Origin of the sequence: Gelidibacter gilvus (genome assembly GCF_004115975.1) — a bacterium.
GTDB classification, from domain to species: domain Bacteria; phylum Bacteroidota; class Bacteroidia; order Flavobacteriales; family Flavobacteriaceae; genus Gelidibacter; species Gelidibacter gilvus.
Map to the genome: position 1 here is coordinate 31671 of NZ_SDDZ01000014.1, position 23816 is coordinate 55486.

Annotated in this window: 19 protein-coding genes; 17 read left to right on the plus strand and 2 right to left on the minus strand. The window is 38.0% G+C overall.

Translation table 11 applies throughout. The annotated features are described in order from the left end of the window. Positions 1–2 precede the first annotated feature (2 nt). The 17 genes from ESZ48_RS16430 to ESZ48_RS16510 all read left to right on the plus strand — a co-directional run bounded on the left by ESZ48_RS16430 (position 3) and on the right by ESZ48_RS16510 (position 20509). Complete coding sequence (locus ESZ48_RS16430; RefSeq protein ID WP_129018639.1) at positions 3–776, plus strand: polysaccharide pyruvyl transferase family protein; 774 nt, start codon at positions 3–5, stop codon at positions 774–776. Between the two features lie 25 nt (positions 777–801). Then, positions 802–1758 carry a glycosyltransferase family 10 domain-containing protein gene (locus ESZ48_RS16435; protein WP_129018592.1) on the plus strand — a complete coding sequence of 319 codons (957 nt, stop codon included), beginning with the start codon at positions 802–804 and terminating at the stop codon, positions 1756–1758. 178 nt (positions 1759–1936) lie between these two features. Beyond that, positions 1937–2941 (plus strand): N-acetylneuraminate synthase family protein, encoded by a 1005-nt coding sequence (locus ESZ48_RS16440; RefSeq protein ID WP_129018593.1) that lies wholly within the window; start codon positions 1937–1939, stop codon positions 2939–2941. Continuing rightward, positions 2942–4102: a UDP-N-acetylglucosamine 2-epimerase gene (gene neuC / locus ESZ48_RS16445; RefSeq protein ID WP_129018594.1), complete on the plus strand. Its 1161-nt coding sequence runs from the start codon at positions 2942–2944 to the stop codon at positions 4100–4102. Then, positions 4102–4803 carry an acylneuraminate cytidylyltransferase family protein gene (locus ESZ48_RS16450; protein ID WP_129018595.1) on the plus strand — a complete coding sequence of 234 codons (702 nt, stop codon included), beginning with the start codon at positions 4102–4104 and terminating at the stop codon, positions 4801–4803. The genes neuC and ESZ48_RS16450 overlap by 1 nt, the downstream gene beginning before the upstream one ends. 3 nt (positions 4804–4806) lie before the next feature. Next, positions 4807–6219: a UDP-glycosyltransferase gene (locus ESZ48_RS16455; protein WP_129018596.1), complete on the plus strand. Its 1413-nt coding sequence runs from the start codon at positions 4807–4809 to the stop codon at positions 6217–6219. Positions 6220–6227: 8 nt separating this feature from the next. Beyond that, entirely contained in the window at positions 6228–7367 is a 1140-nt protein-coding gene (locus tag ESZ48_RS16460; protein WP_129018597.1) for a glycosyltransferase family 4 protein, read from the plus strand. Continuing rightward, entirely contained in the window at positions 7364–8893 is a 1530-nt protein-coding gene (locus ESZ48_RS16465; RefSeq protein WP_129018598.1) for a glycosyltransferase family 2 protein, read from the plus strand. Before ESZ48_RS16460 ends, ESZ48_RS16465 begins: the two co-directional genes overlap by 4 nt. Continuing rightward, positions 8890–9885, plus strand: coding sequence for a glycosyltransferase family 2 protein (locus ESZ48_RS16470; RefSeq protein WP_129018599.1), 996 nt, complete (start codon positions 8890–8892; stop codon positions 9883–9885). Before ESZ48_RS16465 ends, ESZ48_RS16470 begins: the two co-directional genes overlap by 4 nt. Positions 9886–9897: 12 nt before the next feature. Continuing rightward, positions 9898–11511 carry a hypothetical protein gene (locus ESZ48_RS16475; protein ID WP_129018600.1) on the plus strand — a complete coding sequence of 538 codons (1614 nt, stop codon included), beginning with the start codon at positions 9898–9900 and terminating at the stop codon, positions 11509–11511. Then, positions 11511–12584, plus strand: coding sequence for a lipid II:glycine glycyltransferase FemX (locus ESZ48_RS16480; protein ID WP_129018601.1), 1074 nt, complete (start codon positions 11511–11513; stop codon positions 12582–12584). The genes ESZ48_RS16475 and ESZ48_RS16480 overlap by 1 nt, the downstream gene beginning before the upstream one ends. After that, positions 12581–13051: a hypothetical protein gene (locus tag ESZ48_RS16485; RefSeq protein ID WP_129018602.1), complete on the plus strand. Its 471-nt coding sequence runs from the start codon at positions 12581–12583 to the stop codon at positions 13049–13051. The genes ESZ48_RS16480 and ESZ48_RS16485 overlap by 4 nt, the downstream gene beginning before the upstream one ends. A gap of 7 nt (positions 13052–13058) precedes the next feature. Next, positions 13059–14201, plus strand: coding sequence for a glycosyltransferase family 4 protein (locus ESZ48_RS16490; RefSeq protein ID WP_129018603.1), 1143 nt, complete (start codon positions 13059–13061; stop codon positions 14199–14201). A gap of 1027 nt (positions 14202–15228) precedes the next feature. Beyond that, a complete protein-coding gene (locus tag ESZ48_RS16495) occupies positions 15229–16302 on the plus strand; it encodes a glycosyltransferase (protein WP_129018604.1) in 1074 nt (357 codons plus the stop codon). A 39-nt stretch (positions 16303–16341) separates the two neighbouring features. Then, positions 16342–17733 carry an O-antigen ligase family protein gene (locus ESZ48_RS16500; protein WP_129018605.1) on the plus strand — a complete coding sequence of 464 codons (1392 nt, stop codon included), beginning with the start codon at positions 16342–16344 and terminating at the stop codon, positions 17731–17733. Then, positions 17684–18718, plus strand: a complete 1035-nt coding sequence (locus ESZ48_RS16505; RefSeq protein ID WP_129018606.1) for a glycosyltransferase family 4 protein — start codon at positions 17684–17686, stop codon at positions 18716–18718. The genes ESZ48_RS16500 and ESZ48_RS16505 overlap by 50 nt, the downstream gene beginning before the upstream one ends. A 399-nt stretch (positions 18719–19117) precedes the next feature. Next, positions 19118–20509 (plus strand): exopolysaccharide biosynthesis polyprenyl glycosylphosphotransferase, encoded by a 1392-nt coding sequence (locus ESZ48_RS16510; protein WP_129018607.1) that lies wholly within the window; start codon positions 19118–19120, stop codon positions 20507–20509. Positions 20510–21086: 577 nt separating this feature from the next. On the opposite strand, the gene ESZ48_RS16515 is transcribed toward ESZ48_RS16510, so the two are convergent. Both ESZ48_RS16515 and lnt read right to left on the minus strand, forming a co-directional pair. After that, a complete protein-coding gene (locus ESZ48_RS16515) occupies positions 21087–21344 on the minus strand; it encodes a hypothetical protein (protein ID WP_129018608.1) in 258 nt (85 codons plus the stop codon). A gap of 506 nt (positions 21345–21850) precedes the next feature. After that, complete coding sequence (gene lnt / locus ESZ48_RS16520) at positions 21851–23437, minus strand: apolipoprotein N-acyltransferase (RefSeq protein ID WP_129018609.1); 1587 nt, start codon at positions 23435–23437, stop codon at positions 21851–21853. Between the last annotated feature and the right edge of the window lie 379 nt (positions 23438–23816).

Genomic DNA, 23816 nt, shown 5'->3' on the forward strand with positions numbered 1-23816 from the left:
TAATGGGTAAAGCTAAGGAGAATTATGGCGACTTAATAGGGGTGTATCTCGTTGAAAAAATTTCTAATAAACGTGTTATCTGGACGCATCCTAAAAGGAGACATATTAGAGATTTCTTCCAGCCTATTTATCTGACTTCGGGAAGTGTTTTAGCTCATGTAAACTCTAAATGTATCGTCTGGGGAAGCGGTATTATTAATAAAGATCAAGTAGTTAAATCAGCAAAATTTTTGGCGGTAAGAGGTCCTCAAACCCGAAAGAATCTATTAGCTCAAGGTTATGACGTGCCAGAAGTTTATGGTGATCCTGCATTGTTAATGCCAAGATATTATATGCCAAAAATTGAAAAGGCATTTCGTTATGGCATTGTGCCACATTATAATGATTACAAGGAGGTTTATGCAATGTACAAAGCACATCCAGATTTATTAGTTATAGATTTAATGACGAACGATATTGAGTTAACAACCGATTTGTTTTTGCAATGTGAACACATTGTCTCCTCTTCTTTGCATGGTGTCATTATTGCGCATGCTTATCAAATCCCTGCCGTATGGGTGGAGTTTTCTGACAAGTTATTTGGAGATGGGATAAAGTTTCAAGATTATGTTGAATCTGTAAATTTGGATTGTTATGTCCCGGAAAAAGTGTCCAATTGGTCTGATTTACAAAATGTATTAGAAAACTTTGATTCCTATCCTAATCTGCCCGAAACTAATCAAATTGAGTCATTGCAGGATGGTTTGTTAGTGGTTTGCCCTTTTAAAAATCACTAATTAGATAGTATAAGGATAAATATATATGAAAATTTTTAAAGCATCTAATTTCAGTTACACACCATTTAACGATTTTGTTGAAGGCGATTTATCATTCCTCAAAATGAATGGAATTGAAATAGTTGATTCTCCATGGCATTCGGACGTTATAATTTCCCAAAATTATAAGCACTTAAAAAAGTATTTTTGGTTGGGCTGTTTTGGAAAATCCTTTTTGGTCTGGACACTTGAACCAAGGTTTGATTTACATTTTGCTAAAGTGAAAAAGGTGTTTTTTGGTCTTTTTAAATGTCACATTATGAATGTTTATACTCAAGATGTGTTTGTGACCAATCTTTCAGTAAGTAGTAATAATTTCAATAAGAGCTTAGAGCTTTTGCCTGAAGAATTTGAGTTGAAGACCAAGAAAACTATTGCGTTGATGTCTTATTTCAAAGGCATTGAATCCCCACCCATATATAGAGGCGGGGTTGATCTTGATTTGCTGAAGTTAAGAGCTGAAATTGCTCTTGAAGGGCACCAATTAGGAGTGTTGGATGTATTTGGTAAAGGTTGGCCACATAATATTTCAAAGGAAGACTCTCGAACTGGCAATTGGAAACAGAGAAAGCGGAAATTAATGAATGATTATAGTTTTAATTTATGTTTTGAAAATACTGTAGCAAAAAATTATATGACAGAGAAAATATGGGATAGCATTGAGAATTATTGTCTCCCAATTTATTATGGAAGGGGTACTACCGCATATGAATTATTTCCAAAGGACAGTTTTATAGATTATGCTGAATTCTCATCACCCGAAGCATTATTTACTTTTATACAAAATATGTCAGATGAGGATTATCGAGAACGTATGAATAAATGCATTATCGTCCATAATAATATCTTCGATAACAAAGATATAATAGCATCTGAAGAACGTAAAAAAATGCTTACAAAGATTACGGATAAAATGAACTATATCCAAAGCCTCAAAAGATAATCTCAGGAATTTAATGATTGATTTTACCACTATACATAATTACGTTTAAACTGTAAAATATTACTTATTCGTATAGCCCATGTTTTTTTGCTATTGATTTATAAATTAGAAGTACATTAATATTCTAAAACCCATCCCATAAACTTTTATATATTTGACTAAAGAAAATAGTTCGTTAATGAAACCGCTTTTCCTTATCGCCGAAATAGCCCAAGCTCACAATGGAAGTTTGCAAAAAGCCCATGACTATATTGATGCTGTTGCAACTACAGGTGTGGACGCCATTAAATTTCAAACCCATATTGCGGATGCAGAAAGCAGTATTCATGAGCCGTTTAGAGTCAAGTTTACGGATGCTTTTGCCACCCGGTTTGACTATTGGAAGGCCATGGAGTTTACCATTGACGCGTGGAAGGAATTAAAAGCACATTGTGACGCTGCAGGATTGGAGTTTATAAGTTCGCCTTTTAGTAACGCTGCAGTTGATTTATTAGAAGAGGTAGGGGTAAAGCGTTATAAGATTGGGTCAGGTGAGGTCAGCAATTTTTTATTATTGGAAAAGCTTTCGAAAACCAACAAACCTGTGATTCTATCGTCAGGGATGAGCTCCTATCAAGAACTGGATGCAGCCGTATCTTTTTTGAAGAACAGAAATGTGTCCTATTCGGTGATGCAATGTACCACAGCATATCCAACAAGCGTTGAACAATTTGGCTTAAATGTCATACAAGAACTTAAAGAAAGATATCAAGTGCCTGTTGGGTTTTCAGATCATTCTGCACAATCAGCTACCGGGGTGGCCGCAGTGGCATCAGGGGCTGAGTTTTTAGAATTTCATGTGATCTTGGATGCCAATGAAACTGGTCCAGATGCCAGTGCCTCACTAACCATAGCACATGCAAAACAACTCAATCATGATGCACGCTATATTCATAAAGCCTTACAGCATCCCATCACTAAAACCGATTCGAGTTCGTTTACTGAATTAAAACAAATCTTTGAGAAATCCTTAGCGGTTAATAAATCATTACCCAAAGGTCATTATTTGTCCTTTGCCGACTTAGAAGCTAAAAAGCCTAAAGGTTTTGGAATCAATGCATTTGAATTTGAAAAGGTAATTGGGAAACAATTGAGCCGAGGATTGGCAGCATGGGAGTTTTTAAATACAAAAGACATCGTTTAAATGGGTAGAGTTAGAAAAATATGTGCTGTTATTACCGCGCGACCTTCATATAGTAGAATCAAAACGGCTTTAAGGGCAATCAATGAGCATCCTGATCTCCAATTACAGTTGGTAGTGGCTGGATCTGCTTTATTGGACCGTTATGGTAACGCCGCTGATTATATTGAGCGTGACGGATTTAAGATTGATGAACGGGTTTTTATGGTGCTGGAAGGCGAGAATAAAACCGCCATGGCCAAAACCACAGGTTTGGGGGTGATGGAACTTGCCAATGTGTTTTATAATTTAAAACCCGATGCGGTGATCACCATTGCCGATCGGTTTGAAACCATTGCTACATCCATTGCTGCGGCTTATCAGAATATTCCTTTGGTCCATTTGCAAGGCGGTGAGGTTACGGGGAATATTGATGAAAAAGTACGGCATGCGAATACCAAGTTGGCGGATATTCATTTTGTCGCTTCAGAAGATGCCAAAGCACGTGTGATAAAATTAGGAGAGGATGCTGAATTTGTTTTTAATACCGGGTGTCCGTCGATTGATATTGCCCAAGGATTAATAGATCAGACTGAATTGGATTTTAATCCTATTAAGAAATATGGCGGTGTTGGTGGCTTGACCGTGATGCCCGAAAACTATTTAGTGGTGTTGCAACATCCAGTCACCAATGAATATGATCAAGCAAAATCAGATATCACAACAACACTTAATGTTATTAACGAATTGGGAATTTCGACCTTTTGGTTTTGGCCCAATGTAGATGCCGGATCTGATGGTACGTCCAATGGGATTCGCTCTTACAGGGAGAAGCATGATCCAAAGCACATTCGGTTTTTTAAGAATATGGATGCTATTGATTTTTTAAAATTGCTGTACCATAGCCAATGTCTAATCGGGAATAGTAGTGTTGGAATTCGGGAATGTTCTTTCTTGGGTGTTCCTGTGGTGAATATCGGTACTCGACAACATCGGAGACAACGCGGACAGAACACTATTGACGTGACTTATGATGGGGCTCAAATTAAACAGGCCATTTTAGAGCAACTTAAAAATCCTAAAAATAAACGCAGTACGATATATGGCGATGGGAATAGTGGTCAAAAGATTGCCGATATTTTAGCGACCATTGAATTGCGCTTTCATAAAACTATTATGTATTGATGAAAATATTAGGGATCATTCCGGCAAGAGGTGGATCGAAAGGCATTTCTAAAAAAAACATCAAATTATTAAATGGTAAGCCATTGTTGGCCTATACCACTGAGGTTGCCTTACAGTCAAGGTTGCTTTCAGAAGTCATAGTGTCCACCGACGACGATGATATTATGAACGTTGTCAAAAAATTAGGCGTTAAAGTGCCGTTTAAAAGACCTGCTGAACTAGCCCAAGATGATACCCCAACGATAGAGGTCATTTTCCATGCCTTAAAATGGTATGAAGATCAAAATATTCATTTTGATGCGGTCTGCTTATTGCAAGTGACCTATCCATTCAGAACGCTTACTTTTTTGAATGAGGCGATTCAAAAATTTAGTTCCAGTGATTTTGACTCGCTTATTTCAGTTCAAAAGGTGCCACATGTCTATAATCCGCATTGGGTTTTTGAGGCAAACAATAAGGGCAATTTATATTTAGCGACTGGTGAATCTGAAATTATTAGTAGACGGCAAGAATTACCTGATGCTTATCACCGGGATGGGGCTATTTATTTAACCTCCACAAAAACACTTATGGAAAAGCAGTCTCTTTATGGCAGTGCCATAGGGTTTATAGAATCTCCTACTGAAGGCTATGTTAATATTGATACCATTGAAGATTGGAAAAAGGCTGAACACATTGTGAAAACCTTTACTAAAGATTAATTCATGTCATTTAAAAAGAAGAAAGCCTTTATATTGGTGCCAGACGGTGTAAGTCTGAAAAATTTCGCTTACACTAAGTTTTACAATAAAGCTTATGAAAGAGGCTTTACGATTGTGTTTTGGCATCATACACCTTTTGATTTTGACAGTTTAGGTTTTAGTCATTTGGCTATAGAACAACCTAAACTGCATTGGTTGACCACCGTTTTAAAAAATGTTAGAAAACGCGTGGAGCTTTCTCGTTTTGCCAAACGAGAAGAGGATGTCATTTATAATAGCTATGTTTTTCCACTTTCCTATAAAACCTTAAAAGCTAGCGTCAGAAGCCTTTTGACAAATTTGCTAACTTTTGTTTTTGATTCCGAAAAAGGATTAAGATCAGTCCGAAGGACCATACAAAAGCTTGAAGGGCAAACCTCCTATTATAAACATTGTTTAGCAGTGCTTGAAGAGCATCGGCCAGATGTGGTTTATTGTACCAGTCAACGTAATGTGTTAGCTATAGCGCCGCTACTCGCAGCCGCTAAATTAGAAATTCCTACAGTTTGTTTTGTGTATTCATGGGATAATTTGCCAAAAGCCACTTTGGATGTCACTGCAGACTATTATAACGTTTGGAGTCAACATATGAAGCATGAGCTTTTACATTACCATCACTTTATTAATGAGTCACAAGTTCACGTTACGGGTACACCGCAATTTGAACCCCATTATATTAAGGAATTATTACAACCAAAGGAGCGGTTTTTTGAGGAAAATAACTTGAATTTGGATATCACCTATCTTTGCTATAGTGGAGATGACGTGACAACCTCTCCAAAAGATCCGATGTATCTAAGAGATGTTGCTAAAGCAATTAGGTCTCTAAAAAACAAAGGTCATAGTTTGGGTTTAATCTTTAGACGCTGTCCTGTCGATTTTTCTGATCGTTACGATTCCGTTATTGAGGAATACGCTGATGTGATAGTACCCATCCAGCCTATTTGGAAGAAAATGGGAGGCGCATGGGACACAATCTTGCCCTTGCCAGAAGATGTGACCTTGTTGAGTAATTTGGCTTTGCATACTGCTGCCGTAATTAACTTGGGATCTTCGATGGTATTTGATTTCGTCATTCATCAGAAACCTTGTTTGTACATGAATTATAATTATTTTAACGAAGCGAATCTTCCGGAACAGGGGGTGTACGTTTATGATTATGTTCATTTTCGATCTAAGCCTTGTGAAGACGTTGTGATATGGTTAAACCATCCAAATGATATTGCGAAGTCCATTGAGGCAGTTTTAGAACATCCAAGCCCGACCATTAGTGCCGCTAATTTATGGTATGAAAAAATCAATGAACCTCCTGCCAATAGTGCTTCAACTCGGATTTGGAACAGTATAGAAGCTATTATTAAAAAAGAAACCACTTAAGCGTCACCATGCATATTGCTTTTCTTACACCAGAATTTCCAGATTCCAATCTCAGTAGGTCGGGCGGCTTAGGTACCAGTATTAAAAATCTAGCCAGAGGATTAGTTGCTCAAGGTGTTACAGTAACTGTGTTTGTTGTAGGGCAACAAGAAGACTCTAACTTTAAAAGTGAAGACATTCATATTATAAGTGTTGCCACCAAAAATCATATGGCGTTCAAATGGTACTTGGAACGTAAGCGTTACCAAAAAATCATTCAAAAACACATTGATAAAGAAGGCATAGACCTCATTGAGGCACCAGATTGGACGGGAATTTCGGCTTTTATGAAATTTACAGTACCACTAATTATTCGACTGCACGGCAGTGATGGTTATTTTTGTCATTTGGATAGCAGAAAACAAAAAAGGAAGCATCAATTTTTGGAAAAAAGAGCGTTAAAAGGAGCTGATGCTATAGTCTCAGTCAGCAAATTTACGGCTGATCTAACAAAACAAATTTTTGGATTAAATAAAACAATTGCTACCATTCCTAATGGCATCAACACTGATGATTTTAAACCTCTTGACATAGCAATCAATCAAGGTCAATTGTTGTATTTTGGAACGCTTATTAGAAAGAAGGGTGTATTGGAATTAGCTGAAATTTTCAATAGAGTTGTTGAGAGAGTGCCACATTGTACACTCTTGCTTATTGGGAAAGATGCTAATGATGTTTTTGAGAACACGTCAACGGTATCACTTTTTATGGCCTTGTTATCCGAAGAGGCTAAACAAAGAATGATACACTTGGATGAGGTGCCTTATGCTGAGATTAAAGCCCATATTGCAAGTTCCCAAGTGGTGGTATTACCGAGTTTTGCTGAGGCCTTTCCCATGACTTGGTTAGAAACCTTAGCCATGGAGAAAGCTTTGGTAAGCTCCAATATTGGATGGGCCAAGGAATTGATGGTGGATGGGGTTACGGGATTTACGGTAGACCCTAAAGACCATGAACTGTATGCTGAAAACATTATTGGCTTACTGAATGATTCCGATAAATGTGTTGAGTTTGGCAAGGCAGGTCGGGAACATGTCATCAATCATTTTTCAACATCGATTATTGTAAAAAAGAATATGGCACTCTATAACACTATTATTAAAAAATGATTATTGTTTACCATCATAACAATAAGGTAGCTTCCATTTTTGATCATCAACTTCAAGAGGATATTCTAGTAGAAGAAAATCATATCTTGAAAACATTGATGCATCTTGCTACTTTACATAATAATAGAATTTTGGTTTGGTGCCGATTAGATTGTAAAGAACAACTAAATCATGTAGTTATTTCGAATAGCTTTAAGATAAAAAATATCATGTTGTCTTATGGTAAAGGGTTTTATATACCTGAAGCTATTGGTTATGTCGAGGATTCTCCATTTATAAAGGTAAATCCCTCAGTAAAATATGGTACTTTTTTAATGTCTAGCACTGTTGGTGCTATTCACAGTGAAACCTTATTGAAATTTAGGAGATGTAATTTTCCTAATGACTTTGCGTTCGCGCTCAACTCCATAGCAAAATTGGGAATGCCACATGGGCTATTTTGTTATTCTGAACCCAAATTGATTTTATCTACAATTGAAACTGTAGAAAAGCGTGCTGGAGTTTATACTTTATTCCGTTTTGTAAAACAGCATTACAGAGCCCGTTGGGTGTTTTTGCTCGCCTTGAATTTTTGGTGGCATGAGAGTAAAGTCACATTGTTACCGCTTTTAAATAGTCTTTTGTACAAGAGACGTTCTTTTAATACTGCTATTAACCTTGAAGCTAATGTTGAATGTGAAACTATAGAATTACCTTCCATAGATGTCATCATTCCAACTATCGGACGACCTAATTATTTAAAAAACGTTTTAAAGGATCTGACAGGGCAAACACATCTTCCCAACAAAGTGATCATTGTTGAACAAAACCCAGAAGAAGGCAGTAAGACTTCTTTAGATTTTATTTATTCCGAATCGTGGCCTTATAAGGTTGATCACCATTTCATACACCAAACGGGAGTCTGTAATGCAAGAAATATTGCCTTACAACAAGTGGTTTCGGAATTTGTTTATTTAGCGGATGATGATAACAAATTTGATGAAGGTTTAATTGAAACTGTACTAATAAAAATGCTAAAATTTGATTTAGATGTCATTTCTATGTCTTATTTGCAGAAAAATGAAAGAGAAAAGCGGAAGTTCCCGTTACAATGGGGGACTTTTGGCGCTGGAAGTAGTGTTCTCAAATCAAAGTTTTTGGCTAATGTGTCGTTCAATGAGGTGTTAGAATTTGGATATGGCGAAGATGTTGATTTTGGCATGCAGTTGAGAAATGTTGGGGCTGATATCATTTATTTTCCAAGCATTCAAATACTGCATCTCAAAGCGCCTATTGGCGGCTTTAGAACAACTTTTAAGCAGCCATGGTTGGAAGATAAGATACAGCCAAAGCCTACGCCTACAGTGATGTTTAATAGAATGACCAATACCTCAGAAAAGCAATTATTGGGATATAAAACTATATTGTGCCTCAATTATTATTTTTCGCAAGAAATTAAGAATCCGATTAGGTATTATAAGTTTTTCATAAAGGAATGGAATCAAAGTGTATTTTGGGCCAATAAATTAAAAAATTCGAACACGTGAGATTTTCTTTGATTATATGCACTTATATGCGTCCAAAAGCTATATTAAAATTAGCGAAGTCTGTTCAATCTCAAACACTTTATCCAAATGAAATCTTAATTATTGATGGCTCAACAGACGATGAGACCGAGCAAATTTTAAAACAACATACTTTTAATAATTTAGTCTATCATAAAGTTGATGACCAACACAGAGGTTTGACCAAACAACGCAACTTCGGCATTTCAAAAGTATCTCCAACTTCTGAAGTAGTTTGTTTTTTAGATGACGATACAATTTTGCATGCTGATTATTTTAAACAGTTGTTAAGCACTTATGACCAATATCCAAATGCATTGGGTGTGGGTGGCTATATTAACAATGAAGTGCAATGGCAAAATACTGACGGTTCTTCAAGCTCCAAACGCTTTTATTATGATGGCTGGATGCGCAAGGAACCTTTAAGATTCAGAGTTAGAAAATGGTTTGGATTGGCTCCAGACACACCACCTTGTTACTTGCCGAGCTTTTCGCATGGGCGTTCTGTGAGTTTTTTACCACCATCGGGAAAAGTATATCCTGTTGAGCAATTTATGGGAGGAGTGTCTTCTTATAGAACCTCAGTTTTTGACGCTCTACATTTTTCTACCTATTTTGAGGGTTATGGTTTATACGAAGACACTGATTTTTGTTTGAGATTAGCTAAAAAGGGCGAGTTGTATGTGAACACGGCTGCACGATTAGAACATCATCATGATCAGCAAGGACGTCCAAATAAATACAAATACGGAAAAATGGTTATTAGAAATGGATGGTATATTTGGAAAGTAAAATATCCAAAGCCTAATTTAAAAGCACAGATCAAGTGGCATTTGACGGCTATTTTACTTTTAAAGCTCACTTTCTTAGGTGTGATAACCAATAAAAAGAAATCAGAAGCATTTAATGAAGGTTTCGGACGGTTTGTGGGGTGGTTAAGTTTAATTATCGATAGACCCAAAATAGAAAGATAAAATAAAACCTAAATGATTAGATCTATCAATATTGTATTAACACAAGGTCAGGAGGACATAGCTTTTCGTAGGGTACATGATTTTAAATATGAGATTGCCACTGAAACTTTATTACATGAAAGTTTTAGCTTAAAAATATGCTTTACTCAAAAAATTATAGGTTTTAGGGATCATGATTACAAATGGAAGAAGATCGACTCACGATTGATTGCCACGGAACTTTCTCCTAAGATTATAAAGATGGAAAATGGTCAAATTATTCAAGCCAATCAAAACATTGGAATATGGGAAGTTATTCCAAAATCTCCTATGACATTGTATTGGCATTTTAATCCAGACTTATCACAACCTATGGTCAATTATACTGGGCCTGAGAACTTGAAACAAATAGAATCAGCAATAAATAGTATGGATTTCAGCATTCCACTTGCATTGTTGCTTTCGCCCGATACTGGATTAGAACTCAGTAGATCTGAATTCCCTTTTAAGCCCATCGTGTGTTTTACAGACCACTGTGATTTTGATACTTTAGAAAATCTCAAAATACAACGACAGTTTTTTAAAACACATCAAATAAAAATCACTAAAGGGTTTTTCATAAACCAATTTTCTACACGAAAGGATAACGCTTCTTGGGAGTTGCATTCAGAAGAATTAAAAAGATGGATAGCAGATGGTCACGAGATGGCCTACCATTCCTTATCCCAATCAATAAAATCAGATTCAGAAAGCTTAAATGATTTCTTTAATTTTAAAGCCCCCTTAAATGGCATAAGAGTTTGGATTGATCACGGCTATCAACCGTACAACTTTACACTTTATAAGAAAAGTGGGCTAACAGAAAGTGAGTTTTCGAACCAATTATCTTCTCAAAATATTAAAACACTCTGGAATTATATTGATACAGGCACAACTGCCAAAGGAGTTATCAATCAGTTAAATTCAGATCATTTTACTTTAAAAAGCTTTTGGAAAGGTGTTAAGGGTTTAGGTTTTAAAAAAGCAATAAGCTTAATGACCAAAAATGTTCTCTTCCATTACTTCAATGACGAACAAAAGACTCAGTCCTATAAATTTTTGGCGGTTGATGTTAAGGGGTTTTTTATAAATAAAAAAGTCAGTGTTTTAGGAAGTTTATTAAGAAATACGACAGCCATTGTGCCAGCATTCATGTCTGTTTTGTTCTTTTGGAATTCGAAAAAGAAAGAACCCTATCCTTTAGCAAAATACAGTCCAGTGTTTTTTAATCATAAAATTGGAAATCAGTATTTTAACATATTTCAAACTTTGGAAATGGTTGATCTTAAAGCGTCACTGTGCAAAGAAAATATCGATTTATTATGTGAAGAAAACGGACTGTTTATAGCCCATACCTATTTTTCTGTACCATTGCTATACCATTATGGAAGGTTATTTATAGATCAGAATAATATTAATCCAGAAGTAGAGATTAATTTTAGATACTTATCAGAGAAAATTACTGATGGTAGTATTTGGAACCCGACCTTGTCAGAATTTCAAATGTATATGGAACAATATAAGAAAGTGGAGTTTGATTGTGATGAAAAAGGGATGATATTTGTAAAGCATGAAACTAACATTTGCTCAAGAAAAGTTGTATCATAATGGAAGTGATCTATACAAAAGATAAGGAATGGCTTGATAAATGGGATACTTATGTGGCAGAAAAGCCTCGCGCAAGCCACTTGATGACGACAGATTGGTTGAAGTCGTACAGTTCGTATGGGTTCGACTATGAGGTAGGTATTGTGATAGAAAATAACAAGATTATTGGAGGTTTTGGATCTGTTATACCAAAGGTACTATTTTTTAAATTTTATATTATTCCTCATGGGCCAATAGTAAATAAAGGATATGAATACTATGTAGAAGCGCTCTTAAAAGACTTGTATCTTAGAGCAAAAGAACTGCGTTGTTGTTATGCCCAAATTAGTTTACCAATTTCTAGTACTAATAAAATAAAGGATCATGTTTTTAATCCTGCTGAAGTAAAATTTATTCGAAACAATTTTAAATCAGGGAAACTATTTAATTATGTGTATTGTTCCTACGGACTAAATTGGATGGACTTTACAGAGCATCCGAATACAGACAGCTACTTAAAAACATTGTCTTCAAAGGTGAGACAATACGTTCGATTACCTTACAAAAAAAATACTGAAATTATAAATGTAACGAGTCAAATTGAACTGAAAAAAGGATATAATGTTTTTGAATTTAACGCAAATGAACTTGGTTATAAGATTCGTGCATTTAAGGATATTAAGGATTCTATTTTAGGATTGATTGATTCAAAACGAGGGTTTTTTCTTAATATTTATGTGGATGGGGAGGTTAAAGCATCCGGATTTTATATACTGGCTGGAGGCCATATAACCAATGTGCTGGCTGGTGTCATAAAAGAAAAACCAGATTTAAAATTGGGATATATGCTACAATGGGAGGCTGTAAAAAAGTCATTTGATTTGGGATATAAGGGGTATAATATCTCCATGGGTGGTTCTGAAGGTGTAAAGGAATTTAAAAAACGTTTTGGTGCTGATGCTATGTTTTATGAAGATCCACACTTCTATGTCATATTAAAGCCATTGATGTTCAATGTTTATCTTAAATTTGAGAAATACATGAAACCGTATAAGTCTCAAATCTCAAGAGTATTATCTAAATTTAAAAAATGAGGAAAATCTCTAAATTATTTAAATTTAAATTGATAGACGTATATGTTTATAGGATGCAGTGTCCTGAACATTTTCAATATGAAAACTTTCCTTATGTAGTCGAAAAGATAAAGGTTTCGAGAAATAAAACTAAATATTACATAGCAAATGAGAATTTAACGATACATGAAAGCTATTTATACCAACGTACTTTTTTGTTGAGGTTATTAAAAATATCAGGCCCAGTGATTGGTGATTGCTATACAAATATAAAATATAGAGGACAATCTATTTATCCATTCGTCATTAATTATATTGCCAATGACGTCATTGAAGCAACTAAAAAGGATGTTTTTATTATTGTAAATTCTAATAATTTCAGCTCGATAAAAGGTATTGAAAAGGCTGGATTTAAAAAATATGCTGAGATAAAGGCAAAAAGATGGTTAGTTTGGTACCATAGAAAACACATAATTCTTATGAAATAATGACTTTATGAAACTCGCCATTTTTACATTAGTTCAGCACAGTTTTAAAGAGGGTCAGTATTATGGCTATGCACCTTATATCAATGAAATGAACCTATGGGGCAATTACGCTGACGAGGTAATTGTACTAGGCATTAAAAAGCCATCTAATGAGGTGGATGGCATAGAAACCGCTTATCATCATCCAAAGTTAAAATTTGTTCCAGTACCAAATTTTAATATTTTAGGGATGGCATCCGTTTTTAAAACACTAATTAAAGTACCCTATATTTTTATAAAATGTGTGCAGGTGATGCGTCAAGCTGATCATATCCATTTAAGATGTCCTGCCAATGTAAGTTTGGTGGCTTGTTTTGCCCAAATCTTTTTCCCAAGCAAAAGGAAATCGACCAAATATGCCGGCAATTGGGATCCGAATAGCAATCAACCATGGACCTACCGTTTGCAACAGGCCATTTTACGTAACACCTTTTTAACTCGGAATATGCAGGTATTAGTGTATGGTGAATGGCCTAACGAAACTAAGAACATTCAACCTTTTATCTCTGCTACTTATTATGAAAGTGAAAAAATAGCGTTTCAGCCTAAAGATTATACCCAGCCTTTAAGTTTTGTTTTTGCGGGAGCCTTAGTTGTAGGCAAGCGTCCTTTATTGACCATTCAGATTATTGAAGCCTTGCATCAAAAAGGAATTCCAGTAATATTGCATATGTACGGAGATGGACCGTTAATGCCAGAACTGCAAGATTATATTACGAGGAACAGATTGGAATCGGTAGTTTCCTTATACGGCAACCAGGACAAAAGTGTGGTCAAAGCCACATTAATGGACGCTCATTTCAATATTTTGCCATCCAAAAGTGAGGGCTGGCCAAAAGCGGTGGCTGAAGGGATGTTTTTTGGATGCATTCCCATTGCTACCCCGGTTTCCTGTGTTGGTTGGATGCTTGGCGAAGGTACGCGAGGTATCTTAATTGAACCCGATTTGGAAACCGCAGTGTCCCAGATTGTGACTGCTTTAAAAAACGCCGATTTGGATGTCATGGCGAAGGCAGCATTGGATTGGTCGCAACAGTACACGTTTGATCGTTTGGAGGAGGATATTAAGGAGGTGTTATCCCCTAAATCCCCGAAGGGGACTTTTGGTTGATGACGGATTAAGAATTAGGGAGATTGATGATTGCTGATTGACGATTGATGATTGATGATTGATGATTTTTGAAATTTAATGCTTCAATGAAATTGGTCAGACGACAGACTATCAGATTTCATAGATTAAAATAAAAGCCATAAATAGATCAGTGAAATCCAGCTTCCCGGCTTTCAGGTCAGCAAGATCAGCGTCACCCGCCTTGAACGGACGGGCAGTTCAGCGTTCTATAATAAATCTGGCGGATGATTGATGACAACAGTCGGTAGAAAGTGGAAATAAAAAAATCATTCCTAATTTTGACAATGAATTAATTAACTAAAAACGGTCAACTCTAAACAGGGAAGTATAATTAAGCATTGAAAATTTACGATATACGATTTTAGATTTACGAGGTGTGATTGTTGATTTTTGATTGATGATTGGATGACTGTTAATTACAAAAGTTGATGACTATTTTTGACAATGAAAATTAATTAAAAACGGTCAACGCTAAACAGGGAAGTATAATTAAGCATTGAAAATATACGATATACGATTTTAGATTTACGATGTGTGATTGTTGATTTTTGATTGATGAGTGCTAATTACAAAAGTTGATGACTGTTTTTGACAATGGAAATTAATTAAAAATGGTCAACGCTAAACAGGGAAGTATAACTTGCCCGAAGGGGACTTTTGGAATGTGAGTTGCTGGAGGATTCCGCATGCTGCGATTGGTCATTGCGAGGGTTACATGAAAGGAAGCACTGCTTTATTGAATGTACATAGCAAAGCTATCGACCGTGGCAATCTTTTGATTGTGAGTCCGAGACTTGGTTGTTGAGCGAAGTTTTGAGTAGTGTCTGATGGTCTACTTAACTTGATTCCTTGTTCGAACCTAAAGATTGCTTCGTCCTGCGTCCTCGCAATGACGCTATTGGGTTGGGCTCGGAATGACGCTCGGGTGGAGAGCTCGCAATGATGTCTCTTGCTTACAAGCCAATCGCCCAATAAACAATAATAAATAACAATAAAGAAAAGGTAAATGCGTGTACTGCAATTGATAGATAGTTTAGATGCGGGTGGGGCGGAGCGGATGGCGGTCAATATTGCCAACGTGCTGTCTGAATCTGTTGAACGTTCTTACCTATGTGCAACACGACGGGAAGGGTTATTGAAAGACGCAATCGCATCGAACGTTTCATATTTGTTTTTGGATAAGCAACGTAAGTTGGACTGGCCTGCTATGATCAAGTTGAGGCGGTATATTCTCAAAGAAAAAATTGACATTATCCATGCCCATTCTACCTCCTTTTTTATGGCGACGCTTATGAAGTGGCTAATTCCTGGACTAAAAATAGTTTGGCACGACCATTATGGAAACAGTAGCTATTTGGAAGAACGGAAGTATGGTGTGCTCAAATTATGCTCAAGGTCTTTTTCACTGATTTTAAGTGTGAATAGCGTACTGGAAACTTGGGCAAAAACTAATTTGAACGGCGACGAGGTGGCTTATTTGCCTAATTTTGCCATTCAGGAAACGGTAATATCTCAAGTAACCGAATTGAAAGGTGTCGCAGGAAAACGAATCCTGTGTTTGGCAAATTTAAGAGAACAAAAGGATCATCATAATCTTTTACAAGCTTTTAAATTGGTTGGTAATCATCACTCTGATTGGACTTTGCACTGTGTGGGTCAGGATTTTAAAGATGCCTATTCTGAGTCGGTGTATCAACTGGTAACGGAATTGGATTTAGAAGAACAGGTCTTTTTTTACGGCAGCTGTCCAGATTCAAGTGCTATTATCAAACAAGCTGATATTGGCGTTTTATCGTCTTCCTCAGAGGGCTTACCTTTAGCATTATTGGAATACGGACTGGGCCAGTTGCCTATTGTAGCTACCAATGTGGGGGATAGTACGAGTGTGTTACCTGAAGCCTGCCGTGAGTTTTTAGTAGCGCCAAACCATCCTGAACATTTGGCGGAACGAATAATGGTTTTGATTTCTGACGACTATTTGCGAGAAACAACTGGGAAGGTGATTAACCAGCATGTATTGGAGCATTTCTCGGCAATGGCGGTTAATGATAAATTGATGTCGTATTACTCCCAACTCTAAAAAAAACTCTATTTTGCAAGCCCTTGACACTTTAGTCCTATGAGCGCCAAACAACGCTATCGTTACCGGTTTACCAATGATGCCTATGTGGCCTTGATCGTGTTGCACATCATTATGGGCATTTTTATTAACGTGATCCCGGATTTTTCAAAATTGTATTTTACTGTGGTTTGTTTGTTTTTCATCTTCAAAATTATTGTGGCTCCAAAACATGAGAAGGTGATTTGGGTGTTATTTGGTGCCACTTATATTGTCGCTTCAGAATCTCTTTTTAGAATGACCGGAGGCGGTCTGTTTTATGAATTCTCTAAGTATTTTGTCATTTTATTGATGGGGATGGGGATGTTTTATGATGGCCTTTCTGGAAAAGGCTATCCCTATTTTATCTATCTCATTCTCTTGGTTCCAGCGGTATTGGTGGCTTCGACTACTTTGGGTTATGACCTTAATTTTAGGACCAGTGTCGCTTTTGTATTAAGCGGCCCCGTGTGCTTAGGGGTTTCCGCACTCTATTGTTACGATAAAAAAGTCAGTAAAGAGGTCTTGTTGCAGATTGTAGCGTGTATTAGTTACCCCATTATCGCCATGACCACCCATATTTTCTTATACAACCCAAGTGTTAGGGAGGTGCTAACATCAACAGGATCGAGTTTTGCCACTTCTGGAGGATTTGGCCCTAATCAGGTTTCCACTCTGTTGGGCTTGGGGATGTTTGCCTTAACCGTACGGTTTTTTATGAAATCGCCCGGTTTGTTTTTAAAACTTTTTAATTTATTCCTCTTGGTGGCCATATCGTTTAGGGCCTTGGTTACTTTAAGTAGAGGTGGCGTATTTGGAGCCATAATAATGATTTTTGCGTTCTTGGTGGTTTATTATGGCAGTGCCAAATACCGACAGAAACAACAGATTATTGTTTCCGTTTTATTGTTGGTTTTTGTAGGATTCATTACATGGGGAATCAGTTTGAATCAATCGAGTGGTCTAGTGGGAAACCGTTATGCCAATGAAGATGCGATAGGCCGTGAAAAGGCCGATATGTCCACTGGTCGTGTGGAGCTCTTTGTCCATGAGTTTGCCGGCTTTCAAGAGCATCCGTTTGTCGGGGTTGGGGCCAGTGGGATGAAACAGGAACGGCTTATATCAGAGGGCACGGTTATCGCATCCCACAATGAAATCAGCCGTTTGCTTTCTGAACACGGGATGCTTGGGGTTATTATATTAATGATCCTTATTTTAAAACCTTTGGATTTTAGAAGCAGAAATCGGAACAATATCTTTTTTTATTCGTTTCTGGCCTTTTGGTTTGCCACCATCAATCACTCAGCCATGCGTATTGCCGCACCCGCTTTTTTATATGGATTATCACTTTTACACGTCACCAATGAAAAACCTCCTCTACGTCGGAAACCATCTCCAAAACTCACAGACTAATCTTAGTTACAGTGCTGTTTTAGGGCCTTTGTTGGAGCAAAGTGGCTATTCGGTGTGTTATACTTCCAGCAAGATCAATAAATTTTTTCGGCTTTTGGACATGTTATGGACAACGTTTAGAGTTTGTAAACGCACAGATCTTGTTTTAATAGATACCTACAGCACCCAGAATTTTTATTATGCAGTTTTAGTCAGTTCATTATGTCGGGTATTGAAGCTGCGATATGTTCCGATTCTTCATGGCGGGAATTTACCAAACCGGTTAAAAAATTCACCTAAATTGTCTAAAAGGCTTTTTGAACATGCTTACGCGAATGTGTCTCCGTCTTTGTATTTAAAGGAAAGCTTTGAAGCGTTTGGGTATCAGAATGTGGTTTATATTCCCAATACTATTAGTCTAGAGAATTATCCATTACACAAAAAAAACTATGATACGCCCCGACTTTTATGGGTGCGCTCTTTTTCTGAAATATATAATCCTGCCTTGGCGGTCAAGGTGTTGCAGGAGCTTAGGCTACGAGGGGTTGATGCCAGTTTGTGTATGGTGGGTCCGGATACAGATGGCAGCTTGGCTGAGGTTAAAGCCTTGACTGAACGGCTAAATGTGAGTGTTACTTTTACTGGAAAACTCAAAAAGACAGAATGGATTGCACTTAGCAAAGACTATAATGTATTTATCAATACCACTAATTTTGATAATATGCCAGTAAGTGTGATTGAAGCTATGGCGCTGGGACTGCCTGTGGTATCGACCAATGTTGGTGGGATGCCGTATTTGATTGAACATGGGGTTGATGGGGTTTTGGTGGCTCCTAATGATAAGGTGGCTATGTCGGATGCGATTTGTTCGGTTTTTGAGGATGTGGATCGGACGGAGGCAATGGCTGCTAAGGCGAGGGAGAAGGTGGAGGAGTTTGATTGGGAGAAGGTGAGAGGGCTTTGGGAGGAGTTGTTGAGAGAGGGAGGATTGAAGATTTTTGATTAGTGATTGATGATTGATGATTAACGATTAACGATTGATGATTGATGATTGATGATTGATGATTTGTGATTAAAAAGGTATTAGGGATTTGGGATTAGTAAGATTGAGGATTAACGATTGACGATTAACGACCCTCGCGAACGTGCCTCCCGCCAGAATGACCTGTCGGGCTGGTTTCGGTACGGGCGGGTTGAAGAATGTTGATTTTTGATAACGAATAACGGTCAACACTAATCAAGGAAGTTCAGTGTGGTAGAAACTCAACTGAAACGAGAAACGAGAAACAAGGAACAAGGAACAAGGAACAAGAAACCTTTAATCCGTTGGTGTCCATTATAAAACCAATAAACATTTGTAGAATTGTGCAGACTTAGTATCTTCGCTTTAAGATTATTTTAACAAATGGCTAAAAAAGGCATCCATTTTCAAGTTTCAGAGCGCAAACTGTTACTCCGTGGAATGGATTTGGTGATGGTGGTTTTGGGGTTATACTTGCTTGGCCTTTTTTTTGACTACACTTACCTTGAAGTTTCCTGGGAAAATAGCGTAGCCGTAATTCTACTTTTGGTGTATTTGGCTATATTCGGGACGGTTTTTGAAATTTATGATTTGCAGAAATCGAGTCAGCTGGATGTGACGTTTCGAACCATTGTTCTCATGGTCTCTACAAGTGTGCTGTTCTATTTCCTGACGCCAATTTTAACGCCTTTCTTGCCGGAAAAGCGTCTGCAAATTGTTTATTTTTATCTGACCATAATCGTTTTTATATTTTTATGGCGGGTGGCCTATACGCGTTTGATTGCTTCACCCCGCTTTTATAAAAGAGTATTGTTGGTGGGGGAGGTTAGCTATGTGGAAGCTTTTGTCAATGCTCTGCGCCAATCCGATCCAAATTATAAAATTGTGGGGTTTATCGATTGTGAACTTCCAAAGGAACATCCTGTAAAGTATATGGGAATTCCGGAATTTGAGGCGGACAACTTGATGCAGACTCTTATTGATCATCAAATTTCTGAAGTGGTGGTGGCCAGCTTTAATACGGAGACGATTACTGCGGGAATCTACAGTGATCTCATGCAGCTCTTGGAACGGGGATTTACCATTAGGGAATATACCCAGGTTTATGAGGAAATAACCCATCGGGTGCCCATTCAATTTGTTGGCAAGGATTTTTATAAATACTTCCCTTTTAGCCGAAGCAATCAAAATACCTTATACCAGTTTTTTCATCGCATCTTTGACATCCTCTTTTCAGTTTTGGGATTGCTAGTGGGGATTATAATTTTGCCATTTCTCTTGATTGGGAATCTTTGCGGAAACAAGGGACCTTTGTTTTACCGACAGGAGCGGGTTGGGAAAAACGGGAGACTTTTTAACATTGTCAAACTAAGGAGTATGGTGGTTAATGCCGAGACCAATGGCGCCAAATGGGCGGAAGTGAATGATGTGCGGATTACCAAATTCGGGATGTTTTTACGACGCAGTAGACTAGACGAAATCCCCCAGTTTTTTAATATCCTTAAAGGCGAGATGAGTGTCATCGGTCCCCGGCCGGAACGCCCGTTTTTTGTGGAAGAACTCGCCCGAACCATTCCCTTTTATGAAACCCGACACATTGTTAAACCTGGTTTGACGGGGTGGGCACAGGTGAAAACACGGTATGGCGGGTCTGTTGATGAAAGCCTCGTGAAGTTGCAATATGATTTATTCTATATTAAGCATCGCAGTGTATTTCTCGATTTGAATATTATGGTGAAGACCTTGAGTACGGTGGTTTTTTATAGAGGACAGTAGGGGGAGGTATTAGGTATTTGGCATTAGGTATTAGGTTGTGGATAGGAGGTGGTAGAATGTGATTTTTATTGAAGATTAGTGATTTAAGATTGGGGATTGATGACCGATGACCGATGACTGAAGACTGAAGACATTCAGTTTTAAATTTGGTTAGATGAGTAGTTGATTAGCGATTGAAGATTAACGATTTTTGATTTTTGAAGTTTAGATTTGGAATGATTGTTAGATGAGGAGGTTGAAAATGAAATTGAAGTTGAAATTGAAGTTGAAGTTGCTTGCCCGTCCGTAGGGGGGAAGTTGAAATGGAAGTTGAAAAGGAAAACTTTGGCTGCCGATTGTCTGCCCTTCTGCCTGCCAGTCCGAAGCTTTTGCGAAGGCTGGTAGATTTTGCGTAGGCGGGAAGACTACCAATTGAATACTGAATATCGAATTTTGAACACCGAATAATGAAGTTTTAAATTTGGCTAGAGGAGTGTTTGATTAGCGATTTTTGACCCGCCCGAACGTGCCTCCCGCCAGAATGACCTGTCGGGCTGGCTTCGGTACGGGCGGGTTAACGATTTTTGATTTTTGAAGTTTAGATTTGGAATGATTGGTAGATGAGGAGGTTGAAAATGAAATTGAAGTTGAAATTGAAGTTGCTTGCCCGTCCGTAGGCGGGAAATCGAAGTTGAAAAGGAAAACTTTGGCTGCCAGCTGCCGGCTGCCAACTGCTTGCCCGTCCGCCTGCCAGTCCAAAGTTTTTGCGAAGGCTGGTAGCTTTTGCGGAGGCGGGAATACCGCCAACTGAATATCGAATATCGAATTTTGGAACACCGAATGATGAAGTTTTCAATTTAGCTAGATAAGTAGTTGATTAGCGATTGAAGATTAATGATTTTTAAGGTTTAGATTTGGAATGATTGGTAGATGAGGAAATTGAAGTTGAAAGCGAAGTTGAAATCGAAGTTGAAAAGGAAAACTTTGGCTGCCGACTGCCTGCCCGCCCGCCGGTAGGTGGATAGCTTTTGCGTAGGCGGGAAGACTACCAACTGAATCATGAAGTTTGGGTTTTGAATAATGGAAGGACGGCACGCGGATGACGCTGATTATACGGATTTTTACTGATTTTGTAGTGAATATTTATGAGAACCTTCTCTGTGAAACTCTGTGATTGCTCAGTGAATCTCTGCGGAATAGAATGGAATGTATGTTGGAATATTGAATATCGAATACTTAATATCGAATACTCAATCATGAAGTTTGAGTTGAACTGAACTGACAACACTCTCACCTCTCACCACTAATCCCTAATCCCTAATCCCAAATCCCTCATGCCTAATGCCCCATGCCTATTTCCCCTCAAACTCTTGCCTTCCTAAACATCGTAATCAAAAACACAAACAGCGCAATGAAGATGGCTATTCTCGCGATATAATCACCAGCCCAGGTGTAAAAGGTCATTTTTTCGTTGGTTGTGAGGGTTCCTGACAAAGCACCTTGAGTATCATAGGGCAAGGACGACATGATGTCGCCTTTGGCATTGATCAGTGCAGAGATGCCTGTATTGGCACTTCTCACAATATCTCTACGGGTTTCAATGGCTCTTAACCTGGCATAACTTAAGTGTTGTTTATGACCTTGTGTGTCGCCCCACCAAGCGTCATTGGTGATGATGGCCAGTACGTTGGCGCCATTTCTGATATATCCTGTTACAAACTCACCATAAACCGATTCATAACAAATAATGGGGCCAACCCTTAGGTTAGGATTGGTGGTATGGAAAGCCGTGCGCTCTTCTTGCGTGGTTTTCATGGCCAAAGTACCGCCTAGGTCAATCATGAAATCGCCTATTAGAGGTTTTATAATGGTTTGATACGGCAGGGTCTCTACACCAACGACCAATTTCGATTTGTGATAGAGTTGCACCTCGTCGCTGGCGTTGAGCATCATGGCCGAGTTGTAATCGTCATACCAAAATCCGCTGTTGTGGTAATTGGATTGTTTTTTGACCAGTTCTTTATCCGTGATAAAATTGATAAATGAAATCCCCGTTAGGAAATTTAAATTGGGATGTTCTGAAACATACACATCCAGTTTTCTCTTAAAATAGGCGTTTTCCAACTCTTTGATTTTGACATTGTCTGCAAATACGGTTTCCGGAGCGACGAGAAGATCTGTTTGTGCATTGATTTTAGTGTCTGCCAGCCTGAGTAACATATCGGCGATATCTTCATTGGGGACATTGTATTTTTCGGAATACGGATCGATATTGGGCTGTAATGCTATCACGTTCACTTGTTCACCTTTGATAGTGTAGGTGTGATAGATGGTTAAGGAGATGATAATCGGCAAAATGAGGACGGCTAAGATGACGATACCTGACGATTTAAGATCTTTTACAGATTTCTGATGTTGATATTTCACCATTAATTTATACACCAGAATGTTCACGAGCCAGACCCATAAGGTGCCTCCAAAAGTTCCAGTGTATTCATACCATTGGATCCAGGTGAAATATTCTGAAAACCCATTGCCTAGATTTAGCCATGGCCAAGAAAAGTCCCATCCCAAATGCAGCTTTTCAAAAGCCATCCATAAACACATCAAAAATAACAGACTGATGTTTACGGTAGCACGTTTTGCAATGCTGTGGTAAGTGACCACTAATATTGCCATGAGCATGGAATTCACCAAGATGGCAAAGCTGGCACCAAAGACATCGGCATATTGCAACCAATTGGTGGTGATGAAGTTCCAGATGACAAAGCTCAGGTAACTATACGCAAAAATTGACCATTTTTTCCATTTGATATCGGATAGTCGGATATGGCGCTCCACTAATAATAGCGGGACAAATCCTATGAAAAGCAAGACTGGAAATCCGTAGGTGGGCCAACCAAATGCTAAGAGCAAACCTGAGAGAATGGCGAAAATGATGTGTTTCATTGGGGAAATTTACGAACAAATTTAATGAATATGAATTAAGTACAAAGTATAAAGAAACAAGATTCAAAGATCAGAGTTCGGAATTGGGGATTAGTGGTGAGAGGTGAGTGGTGAGAGATGTGGTGCTTGTGGCTAATGAGAAGAAGACGGATGATAGATGACGGGTGACCGATGTGCTAGACTTATTAACGACCGCCCGAACGTGCCTCCCGCCAGAATGACTTGTCGGGCTGGTTTCAGTACGTGCGGGTTGAAGAATGTTGATTTTTGATATCGAATAGCGGTCAACACTAATCAGGGAAGTTCAGTGTGGTAGAAACTCACAACTGAAACGAGAAACGAGAAACAAGGAACAAGGAACAAGAAACAAGAAACCTCG